The sequence below is a fragment of the Rhizobium sp. CB2179 genome (genome assembly GCF_057653455.1).
This window is the reverse complement of record NZ_CM172781.1, coordinates 4,580,001-4,594,958: the sequence shown is the minus strand read 5'-3', so window position 1 is coordinate 4,594,958 and position 14,958 is coordinate 4,580,001. Positions and strand designations below refer to the sequence as shown.

The following is a 14,958-nucleotide window of genomic DNA, read 5'->3' as shown; positions in this document are numbered from 1 at the left end:
TGGGAGGGCCGAACCATGCATATCGAGAAGATTTCGGAAATCATTGCGCACTTCATCGGTCTCTTCGAGATGACGACCGACGAGATGCGGTTGCGTACGAACTATGCCGAAGGTGCAGGACCGGGCGCGGATGGACCGGCTCTGCCGGATCAGGATGCCTTTACCGCCGCCTTCTCTTCCGATCTCCAGCTCAAGGACTACGATCCGGGCATCATCTACAAAAGCGGCAGCTACGAAATCGAATTTGGCCCGGCGCGCCATTTCGGCCGCGTCTTCGAAGAGAGCCTCGAGAAGCTGGCGGCGATTGCCGGAAAGGACATCCCGTTACCGCATTTCGGCGATCCTACGGATATCGTGCTCACGGATGAGCCGGAACTGACAGTCTTTGCCGGGCCTGGTTCGGCGATCAGTCATGTCCTCCAGGTCAACGTCCTCTACGACGACGATTATCTGGATATGACGGACGGCGTCCATCCCCTTCGAGACACGAGTTTCGTCATCGAGCGGCTCGCGGATTTCAGCACCGAGGCCGAGATCTTGACGCCTTTTGCGAGCCTCCACCGGACAGATACCTATGATGGCGCGCTGAAGATCGCCGAGGATCTCGAAAGCTATATCCAGAATAGCAAGGACAGTGGGCCGGCCTCACCCAGCAGCGGCGACGCGACGCATGATTTCAGCACCACCGCCCCCAAGAACGACACGGTCTATGTCAACGGCGAGGAGACGACCGATATCCCTGTCCTCGACGACTTCCTGCCCGACCGCGGTCTCGCCAAGCTCCAGGAAGAACCAGACGACAGCAGTACATCCGTCGAGCAGACCGACCCGAGTGGCAACAGCCTTGATGTGACCGCCGGTGCAAACCTCCTTGTCAACGTCGCCTCGGTGATCAATACCGGCGTCATCGCCTCGGTCACGGCGGTGATGGGCAACTATCACCAGATCGACGCGATCTCCCAAGCCTTGGTCTACAGCGACAACGACGAGATTGCTTCGACGCTGCATTCATCCGGCCATTCCGCCGATGACGCGGGAACGGTCGCCAAGAATATCGCCCTCTTCGAACACAGCACCTTCGAAGCATCGAGCCATGCCGACAACGATGCTGTCGAGCCGACTTTCCCGAACAGCTGGCGCGTCAGCGTCATCGACGGCGACGTCTCCTTCGTACAGTGGATCGAGCAATATCACTTCGTCACCGACAACGACACGATGACGGTCACCACTTCTGGATCCGAAGCCACGGTTCTGACCGGCGGCAATACCTCCATCAACTTCTCCTCCTTTTTCGGGATGGGCATGCAGTATGATCTGGTGATCATCGGCGGCAATGTGCTCGACATCAACAGCATCACGCAGATCTCGCTGCTCTACGACAATGACTGGGTGCGGGCCGAAGACGGCGTCGATCCCGGCGCCGACATACAGACCGGCAACAACCTGCTCTGGAATTTCGCCTCGATCCACAATGTCGGGACGGACAGCCCGTTCGCGGCCATGCCGGACTACATGGTCGCGACGCAGAAGGCGATCGAGGACCGCGATCCCGACATGCCGGAAGGGCTGTCCTTCGATATGAATTTCCAGGGCTATGCCGGCCTCAATGTGCTCTATATCACCGGCAATCTCTACGACATGACGATCATAAAACAGGTCAGCATCCTCGGCGATTCCGACGATGTGACCCTGGCGGCATCAACCATCCTCGAAAACAATCCCGACGCAACGGTTACGATCGACACGGGCAGCAATGCGGTCGTCAACATCGCCGAAATCGTCGACTACGACAGTTTCGGCCAGACGACCTATCTGGCAGGCCAGCTCTATTCAGACGCCATCCTCATTCAGGGCGGGCTGGTGGAGCATGACACGACACAGCCGCAGCCGGCCGACGACAGGCTCGCCAACGAAGTCATCGCCTTTCTCGACAACGACGATCCGGCGGGCGGCAATTGCGCTGACGGCGTCATCAATGCCGGGAATGATTTTTCATGGTCGTCGACGCACCCCGCCGACGTAATGCAAGCCATGGTCGCGTGACCTTGAGTATTGCGAGGGAACCACGATGAACCAGATTTCGAAACAAATCTTTGCGGCAGGCAGCGCCCTCGATCTGAGATCGGGCACTATTCCCTCCGCTGCCCCTTCGGAAGCGACGATGACCGATTTGTGCATCTCGGCGATCGACGAGGCGGTCGAGAACCTTCGCAGGCTGAGCGGTGCCGCTGCTTCGTCTCCCGATGGCGGCAAGCAGACGTCCGAAGCTGCAGCAACCGAGGCTGCCGATACCGGACGCGCAAGCGCAACGCAGGCGCCCCTCCCGGAAAAGACGGCGGTGCCGGAAGCTAAAGTGGAAACGGCGCCTGCTGTCGCGGTGGCGCAGGGCCCGGCGACAGCAAAACCGGCGGAAGCGCCGGCCCAGCCGCAGATCGAAGCACGGGTGGCCCCCGAACTGCCGACAGAGAAGACCGAGCTTAAATCGAGCCCGACGATGCCTTTCGGCAAGACCATCGAAGGAGAAAGCGGTCCGATCAGCGAGAACGACAGGCGGCTGCGCACCGGCGGCGGCGGAAACGGCAAGAATTCCGATCCCGGGGGCGGCGGGGGCGGGGGCGGGGGAAGCGGCGGCGGTTTTCACAAGCGCAGCGAGCCTGTGAATTTCGCCGCCAGCCTCTCGCGCGGGATGGTGGCGGTACGGCGCAACATGGTGGTCGTAATGGTGTTTACGGTCGCCATCAACGTCCTTCTGCTGGCGATACCGCTTTATCTCTTCCAGATATCCGACCGGGTGCTGACAAGCCGCTCCGTCGACACGCTCGTCATGCTCTCGATCGCCGTGATCGGCGCCGTGCTGCTGCAGGCCTTCATGGATACGGTGCGGCGCTTTATCCTGATGCGCACCGCGGTGGAGCTCGAAGTTCAGCTCGGCGCGCCGATCCTCAGCGCCGCGGCGAGGGCGTCGCTGCATGGCAGCGGCAAGGATTATCAGACGCTGCAGGACCTGCAGCTTTTGCGCGGCTTCTTGACATCCGGCACGCTGATCGCGTTTCTCGATGCGCCGCTGATGCCGTTCTTCGTGGTCGTCGTCTATTTCGTGCATCCGCATCTCGGCATCATCATCATGGTCTGCTGCGCGGTGCTTTTCGTGATCGCCTATCTGAACCAGAAATTCACCGCCCGGCAATTTGCCGAATCCAACGGCTATCTCAGCCGGGCAAATTTCCATCTCGATTCCATGTCGCGCAATTCGCAGATTATCAACGCAATGGCGATGATCCCCGAGGCGGTGAAGATGTGGGGCCGGGAAACGGCGGGCTCGCTGAAATCGCAAGTCGAAGCGCAAGACCGCAACATCATCTTCTCCGGCATATCGAAGGCTTGCCGCATGATCACCCAGATCACCCTGCTGGGCTGGGGTGCGCATCTGTCGCTCTCCGGTGAGTTGACGGGCGGCATGGTGATTGCGTCCTCGATCATCTCGGGACGCGCCCTGGCGCCGATCGAAGGCGCCATCGAAGGCTGGCATCAGTTCAACCGATCGGCAGCCGCCTATGGCAGGATCAAAGGACTGCTGTTGAACTCCCCATTGAACTTCCCGCGCCTGCGTCTTCCCAATCCCGAAGGCCGGCTGGATGTCGAACGCATTCTCTTCGTGCCGCCGCCGCAGAAGAAGGTCATTCTCAACGGCATCTCGTTCTCGCTCAGGAAGGGGGAATCACTTGCGATCATCGGTAATTCCGGGTCCGGCAAGACGACGCTCGGCAAGATGCTCGTCGGCTCGATCGTCCCGACATCGGGGAATGTTCGCCTCGACCTGATGGATCTGCGCAACTGGGACCAGCGCCAGTTCGGCGAAAGCATCGGCTATCTGCCGCAGGATGTGCAGCTCTTTCCCGGTACGATCAAGGCCAATATCTGCCGCATGCGTGACGACGTCGACGATCACCAGATCTATGAGGCCGCTGTGCTCGCTGACGTGCACGAACTCATCGCAGGCTTCCCGCAGGGCTACGAAACAATTGTGGCGGGTGACGGCGCTCCGCTTTCGGGCGGCCAGAAGCAGCGCATCGCGCTGGCCCGCGCCTTCTTCGGCAATCCGAAGTTCGTGGTCCTCGACGAGCCGAACTCGAACCTCGATACACAAGGCGAGGCAGCTCTTGCCAAGGCGCTGATACACGCCAAGAAGCAGGGCATCACCACCGTCACCATCACCCAGCGCCCGGCCCTTCTCCAATGCGTCGACAAGATCCTCGTGCTCAAGGAGGGTACTGTCGCCATGTTCGGGGAAAGGATCGAGGTGCTGCAGGCGCTTTCCAAGAACAACGGCAATAACGGTCAACAAGCACCGCGCATCGAGGGATGAACGACATGGGACGGAAAAATCAGGAGACGGCCGGTCCGGTGCAGCTCGAATGGTATAGCGACGTGCCGCGCTCAATCCGGATGCACAGCATCGTCGGCCTGACGGTTCTCTTCACCTCGTTCGGAGGCTTCGGCTTCTGGGCGGCGACGGCGCCGCTCGCCTCCGCCGTTATCGCGCAGGGAAGCTTCGTCGCGACCGGCAACAACAAGATCGTCCAGCATCTGGAAGGTGGCATCATCAAGGAGATGCGCGTCAGCGAAGGCGATACGGTCAAGGAAGGCGATATCCTGCTGACCCTCGATCCTACAGCATCCCGCTCAAACGAGCGGATGCTGCAGCTTCGCCGTCTGCGCCTGGAAGCCATTGTCGCAAGGCTCCGTGCCGAAGCGCAGGGCCTGCGTGAACTCCAGCTTCCCAATATCGTGACGAAGGAGGCCAGCGATCCCGATATCAACGCGATCATCCAGAGCCAGAACGTCGTCTTCCACAGCAAGCAGATCAAGCTCGAAGAGCAGCTCAATCTGATCGGGAAGAACATCGCGTCGCTGGAATTCCGGTTCGCCGGCTATAGGGGCCAGAGAGATTCCTTCGAAAGGCAGCTGTCGCTGCTGACCGAGGAACGCGACTCCAAGGCTCGGCTGGTGAAGGTCGGCTATATGCGCAGGACGGATCTGCTGGCAATCGAGCGGGCGATCGCCGATGCGATGGGCGACATTGCTCGACTGAACGGCGAGCTCAACGAGAGCGAGGCCGAGATCGCCAAATTCCGCCAGGAAGCCGTCATCGCCGTCAACTCCAACAAGCAGGCGGCACTCGATGCACTCGAGACCGCCGAAACCGATCTGGACAGTGTGCGCGAACAGATGCGCGAGGCCGCCGGCGTGCTCGAACGTACCACTATCCGTTCGCCGGTGTCGGGCACGGTGGTGCGCTCCTATTTTCACACAGCCGGCGGTGTCATCACGACAGGAAAGCCGATCATGGAAATCCTGCCGTCGCACGTGCCGCTGATCCTGGAAGCGCAGGTATTGCGCACCTCGATCGACCAGTTGCATGAGGGAGAAACGGCCTCCATCCGCCTCACGGCGCTCAACCGGCGCACGACCCCTGTTCTGCAGGGCAAGGTCTTCTACGTCTCGGCCGATTCGATCGAGGAAAATTCGGGAGCTTCGGTCAAGGACGTCTATATCGTCCGCGTCGGCATACCCGATTCCGAGATTGCGCGGGTGCACAATTTCCATCCCGTTCCCGGCATGCCGGCCGAAGTGCTGATTCAGACATCGGAACGCACCTTCTTCGAATATCTGAGCAAACCGATCACCGACAGCATGTCCCGGGCATTCAAGGAGCGCTGATCGCTCGCGATCCGGCACGGGCGGACCTGTAGATATGACGGACTTGCGCGTTGTTCTGATGTAATGTCCACATGTCATCCCTTGAGGGATGGATTCCCTCCGGGGAGAAAGGGTCAAGCATGGCGGCGATGTCCGATGTCCTGCTGCGGGTCGGCCGCCTGAACTATGTCTGGACGAACACCGAAAGCCTGCTGATCTACATCATCGCCCATCTTCTCCGGGTGGAAAAGGATGCAGCAATCGTCGTGTTCCTGACGCTGAACACCACGCGCGCACGGATCGATCTCATCGAACGGCTGTCCAAGCTCGCTTCGACCTCCCCTTCCGACCGGAAGGCGATCCTTTCAGCCATGTCGCGGTTGAAGAAAGAATCCAAGATACGCAACAAGTACAATCACTGCATCTATTCCTTCGACGAAAAGGGAGAGATCTCGAGCACACAGCTGATGCGGCTCGTCGAGGACGACAAGCAGATCCGCTACGGCAAGATCGAACAGATGGACGCGCGCGAGCTCGACCTTCTGGAAAAGTCGATCGCCGAGATCGTCGCCATCAGCCGGACGCTCTGGGCCTTCATCCATGCGAGCCCGCGGATCTCCGGCGAGCTCTGATCTAATCCTTATGTACTCATGTTCTCAAAACCGCTGCACACTTTCGGGCGAGGTCCGTTGAAGCTCGGCATCCTTCAGGACGCGTTTGGCTCTATCGCTTTGAATCTGTATATGATTTTGACCAAACCGATTGCGATTTTGGGTATGCGCCGGGCTCAGGACTAATCCCATTTAGGCGCCTCAAATCATCCGGACGGTTTATTTGAAGATCGGTGTTTCCCTTTAGAATGAAACCTCCCAAGTGACGTATGGGGTATTGGGGGGCGGACATGCGCATAGATATCATCGATACCATTGCGGGGTTCGAGGCGGTGCGCGAGAACTGGGATCAGGTCTTCCTGGAAGATCCAGACGCGCAGCATTTCCTCTCCTGGATATGGCTGAAGAACTATCTGTCGCGCCGACGCCGCTGGTTCATCCTCGCCCTTCGCGAACGCGATCCCGAAGCACCCTATGTCGCCTTCCTTCCGCTGCGCCTCATCACGCATCTGAACGAAAAGACCGGGCTCTTCTATGACGAGATCATCATGGCCGGGAATTTTGCGGCCGATTATACCGGCTTCATCGTCAGGCCGGATTACGAGCATCACGCCATTGCGGGCTTTGCTTCGTTTATCAAACATCAAAACTGGACCGACCTGAAACTCGAATATTTCAGCGGTCCTGCCAGCCGGCGCGAGAAGATGATCGAGGCGCTGCAGGGACCGGAGGTGATGTTTCGCGACAGCTCGCCCAAGAACAGCGAGAATATCGACAATACGATCTGTCCCATCGTCCCCCTGCCGGCAAGCTTCGACGACTATCTCGAGCAGCGCATGAGCAGCCAGACGCGCCAGAAGCTCCGGCGGTTCCTGCGCAAGGTCGAAGGCGACGATATTTACAGGATCACGATGGCAACTCCCGAGACCATCGATCGGGACCTGGACACCCTCTTCAATCTCTGGCGGATCAAATGGAGTGCCCGCAAAGGCGCAGAGCGGACCGAGCGGCTGATCATCACCACGCGCGAGATGCTGATGGACAGCTTCAACTGCGGCAATCTCGAGGTGCCGGTCCTTTGGTATGGCGACCAGCCGCTCGGCGCGCTGGCGAATATCGTCGACCGGCAGAAGAAGGCCATCCTCTTCTATATCACCGGCCGCGACGAGAACTGGAAGACGCCGTCTCCCGGCCTCATCCTGCATGGCTACTGCATCCGGCGGGCGATCGAGCAGGGCTTCAAGACCTATGACTTCCTGCGCGGAAACGAACCCTATAAGTACATGTTCGGGGTGGAGGAAAGGCGGATCAGCTGCACCCTGTTCCGCACCCGCAACGGCCAGAACCTGCATGGCGCGCTCAACCCGCGCAGCATTCGTTTCGTCTATGAACAGGCGCTCGACATGTACCGCAATGGAGCCCGGAGCAAGGCGGAGATCGCCTTCAACCAGGTCCTGCAATCGGCGCCAGGCCATACCGGCGCGGAATTCGGGCTCGCCAATCTGCTGTTCGACCGAGGCAAACTGACGGAGGCATTGACTGCCTACAAGGCTCTCGTCGAGCAAGCACCCGACCCGACACCGATCCAAATGCGGCTTGGCGACACGCAACTTGCGCTGCATCAATATGAGCAGGCCGCAGAGACTTTCCGTCAGATCGGCGAGATCGGGCCGCATCTCATCCAGGCGCATTACAAGCGTGGTATCGCCCTTGCGGCGAGCAAACGGCTGGCCGAGGCGGAGGCGGTTTTCGCCGCGATCCAGGACGTGCATTCGGACGATCCGACCGCACTCGATTATGCCGCCAAGGCGGGCGTTGCCCTCGAACGCCTGCGCTCGATCACCGAGCCCGCCGCTGGCAAGACGGACGTCGTGCCGGAGACCATCGCCCGCTGGAACCGAGGACGGCAGCTCAGCGAGCGACGCCGGCCACGTCTGCATTGATGTGGTTTCGCCATGGTGCGGAAATGCGGTCCGGCAGCTCCGGGACGCACAGTCACCATGGTCTTTGATTTTGCGCTGCGATCGTTGCTAAAAGAAGCGCGAGCCTATTTTTGCAACTCCTCAGTGAGAAGTCATGCAGACGAATGCAGACGGCGCCGAAAGGGAACGGCTTCTGGCCATTCTCGATTTCTGGCACAAAATCGAGTTCTTCATTCCTTACGATCTCTCCAGTCGTATCGTCTCCGGTGAAGGCCGAAGTGTTTTCTGGTTGCATGCGAAAACGCTCGGCGATGACGGTGCCGCACTCAGTCGTCCAGCGATCCCCGAGGAGAAGCAGATCACGGGTTTTACCCTGTTCCTCGGCGTTTTCAGCAAATCCGAAATTGCCGATATTCGCAGACACTTCGATTGCGTTGCGACCGATACCGCCGAATATGACGACGCCGAACGCAGCGACCTCGATGGCGATACCTGCTTTGCCAGCTTGCAGCTCTCTCCCTTGGGACAGCCGCTGTTCGAAACATTTTCAGTTTCCACGCTGCCATGGGCTCTGGGACGGGTGCGGAAATCCGGCCTCTCCTCGCTCGGCTACCAGGCATTTGCCGACAGCAAGCGGCAACTCTCGGAATTGCTTCAAAACTTTCGGGCGCAGCGGCATCTGAGATCTTCATCCTCCGAGGACACGACCGATCAGCCGATCGATGCTGCCGAAATCCTGACGCTGCATGAATTGCTCTGCGATTGGGCCGGCTTTGCCTCGAAGCAGGAGAAACCCATTGCCGCTGTTGAAATGCGTTACCGGGACCGGGTGGAAAAATCAGAGTTCATCTCCTTGCCACCACCGCCGGAAAGCAATGCGCTCGATGCCGACGACGAGGAGGATGAGAGTACCAGTGCTGAAGACGATATCGGTATCTTGAACAGCTTCTTCATCGAGGACATCGAGCGGGCGATGATACGCGTCACGCATGGCGATATCCCCGCGCCGCTCAGGCAATATCTCACCCCGCTGGTGCATGAGAAACGGATCGACCTCTACTCGGAGGATGGACGCCGGGCGATCGTTCGGGCCTTGCATCCTGGAAAACTCAACCGCGGGCGCTGGCTCAGCGAACCTCACCACGCCATGAGCCTGATGCAACAGTTCGCGATCAATTCGGCAATCGACGAGCTGTCGGAAACGGGACTGTTCTCGGTCAACGGCCCGCCAGGGACGGGAAAGACGACGCTGCTTCGCGACATGTTCGCAGATAATATCGTTCGGCGCGCTCGCATCCTGGCCTCCTTGAAGACGGCGCGCGAAGCCTTCGATGGCGCGCCGCGCCGCATCATTTTCGCGGACCGGAGCACTGCCACGATATCGGCGCTGATCCCGGCCCTGGCAGGATTCGAAATGGTTGTCGCCTCCTCCAACAACGCCGCCGTGGAGAATATTTCGCGCGACCTTCCGAAGCGAAGCTCGGTCGCGAGAACGTCTTCCTTCCAATATCTGCAGACCATCGCGCACAAAGTCGCTTGCCAGAAGGACAATGGGGCGGTCGTCAGGCTCTCGGACGGCGACCGCCCATGGGGGCTAATCGCCTGTGCGCTCGGCAATTCCCGGAATCGCCGAGCTTTCAAGGAACGTTTCGCCTTCATGGAGATCGCCGAAAGGCCGAAGCCCGGCTGGTCCGGTGCCGACAAACCACAGACCATCTGGGAGTGGCTAAAGGGTTATAAGGGACCAAACTTCGCCGAAGCATCGGCGGCATTTCAGGCCGCCGACAAGGTGGTTCGCGACAAGATCGGCGAATATGCACGCTATGCTGATCTCCATGACGAAATCGCCCTGGTTTCGCAGGATGGTTTCTGCCGCGAGGCGCTTGAAAAGGTCAGAGCAGCTGCGGCCGAACTTCGACACGCACAGGACCGATGCGATATGGTTGCCGCCGACATGCTCCGCCTCAGGGAAGGGTTGTCTCCTCTGAAGGAGGAGGAACTGCTGCTCGACCGAGGCGCTCCTGCGTGGTGGGAGAAAGTGCTGTCGACCAACCCTGCCCGGCAGCATCGGCACAATGTCGTCGCCAATGCACGAAGACAGCTGGAACTGCGCAAGGCGCTGGCGGAATGCGAACATCACCTTACGAAAACCCTCAGACCTGCGCTGGAACAGTCTTTGCGGAGACATCGACGTGCCGAACAGGCACTGCGGTCGCAACGAGAAATCTGGTCCAGAAAAAGGGAGGAGTTTGGCCGCCTAGGGGAAATTCTCAATCACCCCACCCTACCTGGGCGCCTGACCGATCTCGAGACCGATCAGTTCCAGATTGACGGTCTGTGGCATCAGGACGAACTGGCAGGTCTGCGTTCGGCATTGTTGCAAGCAGCGTTGACGCTGCATGAAGCGTGGCTGGCGGATGTGGGCAAGAAAGGCGGAGGTTTTGGAGGGAACATCGTCGCCATCAACAAACTGCTTTCCAACAACGGTCCCGCCGACGGCGAGCACATTGCGTTGATCTGGCAGAGCCTTTTCATGATCGTTCCCATCGTCTCGACAACCTTCGCCTCCTTTGCCCGGCAGTTCCACGGTCTCGACACCGGCTCGGTCGGCTGGGTCTTCATCGATGAAGCTGGTCAGGCGGTGCCGCAGGCGGCCGTCGGCGCCCTGTTGCGGGCGCGGCGCGTCATGGTGATCGGTGATCCCCAGCAGATCGAACCGGTCTTCACGCTGCCCAGCGCGCTGATCACCGCCACCTCGGCTCTCTCGCCGCATACGGCGGCAGGACAATATTCGCCGAACAGTGCGTCGGTGCAGATGTTGGCCGATGCCAACAACCGCTATGGGACGACGGTCTCGGGCGAGGAGGCCGATGGGCTCTGGATCGGCAGCCCCCTCAGGGTACATCGGCGCTGCATCGATCCGATGTTCGGCCTTGCCAACCAGATCGCCTATCAGAACAAGATGGTCTTCGGGCTGGAAGAGCGCCGGCCGGCCGGTGACGCTCCGCCGTTTTATGGCGACAGCGCCTGGATCGACGTCAGGGGAAGGGTGTCAGGCAAACAGGCCGTTCCAGAACAAACGGACTTCATCGTCGATCTCCTCACCGCCACTTATCGCCGGGACGGCGGATTGCCGGACCTCTATATCATTTCGCCGTTCAAGGAGATCAAGAACAGTCTGAAGCAGGCTCTGGCCCATGCAACATGGGTTGATTGGAACGGAAATACGCGCTCGGCTCCGCCAAGACTGTCGAAGTGGCTGAAGGAAAGGATCGGCACGGTGCATACCTTCCAGGGCAAGGAAGAAGACGTGGTTTTCATGGTGCTCGGCGCCGATGCCGCTCATAGCGGGGCTGCAGCCTGGGCCGCATCGAAGCCGAACCTGTTGAACGTTGCCCTGACGCGCGCCAAACGCCGCTTCTATATCGTCGGCGATCGCACCCTCTGGGAAACCCTGCCTTACTTCAGGGAGACAGCGAGTGCCTTGAAGACAATACAGGCAGCCGAATTCCTGGCCCGGAATGAATTGAACTGAAGGATCCGAATCCGATTACTGATCCTGGATGCTTGCCTCGACCACATCTGGCCAAACGCAAAAGCCCGCACGAGGTGGGCTTTTGCGTATTATTGGGAATTTGGTTTCGGTTTGAGGCTTTGTCCCGTTCGGGTCTTAAAACAGTCCACTGGACTGTTTTATCGGGCGTTGCCCGATCGACCGCTCACCCTTCAGGTTATGGTGAGCTTTGCGAACGAGGAGCTCCCATCGCCAGGGAAAGCGAAGCTTTTCCGCCAGCGATAAGAAGGTAGATGCTGATCTTTAAGAGGATTTGGTTGCGGGGGCAGGATTTGACCTGCGGCCTTCAGGTTATGAGCCTGACGAGGCGAGGCGGATAAGCAATCGATCCAGTGAATCGATTGCCCGCCGAGCGGGCTGCTCCACGAGGAGCATTTTGATCTTTAGAGAGGAAGGATTGGTTGCGGGGGCAGGATTTGAACCTGCGGCCTTCAGGTTATGAGCCTGACGAGCTACCGGGCTGCTCCACCCCGCGCCAGCGCAAATCCGTGGGATTTGCTGATGTATTGTAACACAAAAGGCCGCTTTGCGAGCGGCCCTTTTTGTTCGGCATGGGCCGCAGAGTTTGTGATGAGAAGATTGTTTTACATAAGTTGCGCTTTGCAGACCTGGCAGCGACCTACTCTCCCGCGTCTTAAGACGAAGTACCATGGGCGCAGGGGCGTTTCACGGCCGTGTTCGGAAAGGGAACGGGTGCAGCCACCCCGCCATAACCACCAGGTCGGCAAAGCGCAACTATATGTTTTGAGAAGCTGGCAGGCGTTAGCCTGTTTTCTTTTTTTGAACACGTCTTTGAACCTTCTTGAGGGCGTCGGAGCAGCGCTCCGCAAGGCCAAGTGGCCGTCGCGCCTTGTGGCGCGGCCCGTCCGGAGCGAAGCGGCAAAGCCGCGACAGCGCCAGGACAAAGGTCTGGCACATCGAACGAAGTTCGATGAGCATAGTCAATGAGAACGATCAAGCCAATCGAGCTATTAGTACCGGTAAGCTTCATGCGTTGCCGCACTTCCACACCCGGCCTATCAACGTGGTCGTCTTCCACGGCTCTGATAGGGAATACTCGTTTTCAGGTGGGTTTCCCGCTTAGATGCCTTCAGCGGTTATCCCGTCCATATGTAGCTACCCTGCTATGCCCTTGGCAGGACAACAGGTCCACCAGAGATATGTCCATCCCGGTCCTCTCGTACTAGGGACAGATCCTGTCAATATTCCTACACCCACGGCAGATAGGGACCGAACTGTCTCACGACGTTCTGAACCCAGCTCACGTACCGCTTTAATTGGCGAACAGCCAAACCCTTGGGACCTGCTCCAGCCCCAGGATGCGATGAGCCGACATCGAGGTGCCAAACAACCCCGTCGATATGGACTCTTGGGGGTCATCAGCCTGTTATCCCCGGCGTACCTTTTATCCGTTGAGCGATGGCCCTTCCACGCGGGACCACCGGATCACTATGACCGACTTTCGTCTCTGCTCGACTTGTCAGTCTCGCAGTCAGGCGGGCTTATGCCATTGCACTCGACGACCGATTTCCGACCGGTCTGAGCCCACCATCGCGCGCCTCCGTTACTCTTTCGGAGGCGACCGCCCCAGTCAAACTACCCACCATACACTGTCCCGGACCCGGATGACGGGCCGCGGTTAGACATCCATGACGATAAGGGTGGTATTTCAAGGATGGCTCCACGGAAACTGGCGTCCCCGCTTCAAAGCCTACCACCTATCCTACACATGCCGACACGAATGCCAGTGTAAAGCTATAGTAAAGGTGCACGGGGTCTTTCCGTCTGACCGCAGGAACCCCGCATCTTCACGGGGAATTCAATTTCACTGAGTCTATGTTGGAGACAGCGGGGAAGTCGTTACGCCATTCGTGCAGGTCGGAACTTACCCGACAAGGAATTTCGCTACCTTAGGACCGTTATAGTTACGGCCGCCGTTTACTGGGGCTTCGATTCAAAGCTTGCACCTCTCCTCTTAACCTTCCAGCACCGGGCAGGCGTCAGACCCTATACGTCGTCTTGCGACTTCGCAGAGCCCTGTGTTTTTGATAAACAGTCGCTACCCCCTGGTCTGTGCCACCCCATAATAGTTGCCTACCATGGGGTCACGCTTCTTCCGAAGTTACGCGTGCAATTTGCCGAGTTCCTTCAACATAGTTCTCTCAAGCGCCTTGGTATACTCTACCTGACCACCTGTGTCGGTTTCGGGTACGGTCTATACGGTGGAGCTATTTCCTGGAACCGCTCCGCTGCCCATCCAATCCAATAAGAATGAACAACTTGTGCAATCCGTCACTACCACCAGGCCCACGAATATTAACGTGGTTCCCATCGACTACGCATTTCTGCCTCGCCTTAGGGGCCGGCTAACCCTGCTCAGATTAACTTTAAGCAGGAACCCTTGGTCTTTCGGCGAGAGGGTCTCTCACCCTCTTTATCGTTACTCATGTCAACATTCGCACTTCCGATACCTCCAGGAGCCCTCACGGGTCTCCCTTCATCAGCTTACGGAACGCTCCGCTACCACGTGTATTGCTACACATCCTCAGCTTCGGTGCATGGCTTCAGCCCCGTTACATTTTCGGCGCAAAGACCCTTATTTAGACCAGTGAGCTGTTACGCTTTCTTTAAATGATGGCTGCTTCTAAGCCAACATCCTGGTTGTTTTGGGATCCTCACATCCTTTCCCACTTAGCCATGACTTGGGGACCTTAGCTGGAGGTTAGGGTTGTTGCCCTTTTCACGACGGACGTTAGCACCCGCCGTGTGTCTGCCGAGTAGTACTCCCCGGTATTCGGAGTTTGGTTAGGATCAGTAAGACGGTGAGTCCCCATAGCCCATCCAGTGCTCTACCCCCGGGGGTATTCGCTCGACGCTCTACCTAAATAGATTTCGCGGAGAACCAGCTATTTCCGAGTTTGATTGGCCTTTCACCCCTAGCCACAAGTCATCCCAATCTATTGCAACAGATGCGGGTTCGGTCCTCCAGTTGGTGTTACCCAACCTTCAACCTGCTCATGGCTAGATCACTCGGTTTCGGGTCTAATGCAACAAACTAAATCGCCCTATTCAGACTCGCTTTCGCTTCGCCTACACCTACCGGCTTAAGCTTGCTTGTTACACTAAGTCGTTGACCCATTATACAAAAGGT

Annotated in this window: 6 protein-coding genes, 1 tRNA gene and 2 rRNA genes (1 of these 9 cut by a window edge); 6 read left to right on the top strand and 3 right to left on the bottom strand. The window is 58.5% G+C overall.

The window, feature by feature from the left end; genetic code table 11:
- Positions 1–15: 15 nt before the first annotated feature.
- The 6 genes from AC244Q_RS22490 to AC244Q_RS22465 all read left to right on the top strand — a co-directional run bounded on the left by AC244Q_RS22490 (position 16) and on the right by AC244Q_RS22465 (position 11,768).
- Entirely contained in the window at positions 16–2,043 is a 2,028-nt protein-coding gene (locus AC244Q_RS22490) for a hypothetical protein (protein WP_128405675.1), read from the top strand.
- A gap of 25 nt (positions 2,044–2,068) precedes the next feature.
- Positions 2,069–4,366, top strand: coding sequence for a type I secretion system permease/ATPase (locus tag AC244Q_RS22485; RefSeq protein ID WP_442154793.1), 2,298 nt, complete (start codon positions 2,069–2,071; stop codon positions 4,364–4,366).
- 5 nt (positions 4,367–4,371) lie between these two features.
- Positions 4,372–5,721, top strand: a complete 1,350-nt coding sequence (locus AC244Q_RS22480) for an HlyD family type I secretion periplasmic adaptor subunit (RefSeq protein WP_113547941.1) — start codon at positions 4,372–4,374, stop codon at positions 5,719–5,721.
- A gap of 119 nt (positions 5,722–5,840) precedes the next feature.
- Entirely contained in the window at positions 5,841–6,332 is a 492-nt protein-coding gene (locus tag AC244Q_RS22475; RefSeq protein WP_012759596.1) for a hypothetical protein, read from the top strand.
- Positions 6,333–6,601: 269 nt separating this feature from the next.
- Positions 6,602–8,254: a GNAT family N-acetyltransferase gene (locus AC244Q_RS22470; protein ID WP_017995620.1), complete on the top strand. Its 1,653-nt coding sequence runs from the start codon at positions 6,602–6,604 to the stop codon at positions 8,252–8,254.
- A gap of 133 nt (positions 8,255–8,387) precedes the next feature.
- Positions 8,388–11,768 (top strand): DEAD/DEAH box helicase, encoded by a 3,381-nt coding sequence (locus tag AC244Q_RS22465; RefSeq protein WP_128405673.1) that lies wholly within the window; start codon positions 8,388–8,390, stop codon positions 11,766–11,768.
- 437 nt (positions 11,769–12,205) lie between these two features.
- Here AC244Q_RS22465 and AC244Q_RS22460 read toward each other — a convergent pair.
- The 3 genes from AC244Q_RS22460 to AC244Q_RS22450 form a co-directional block, all read right to left on the bottom strand.
- A tRNA-Met gene (locus tag AC244Q_RS22460) sits at positions 12,206–12,282 on the bottom strand.
- 131 nt (positions 12,283–12,413) lie between these two features.
- Positions 12,414–12,528: ribosomal RNA gene (gene rrf / locus AC244Q_RS22455) — 5S ribosomal RNA — on the bottom strand.
- A 229-nt stretch (positions 12,529–12,757) separates the two neighbouring features.
- Positions 12,758–14,958 (bottom strand): 23S ribosomal RNA (locus AC244Q_RS22450) (it continues 703 nt past the right edge of the window).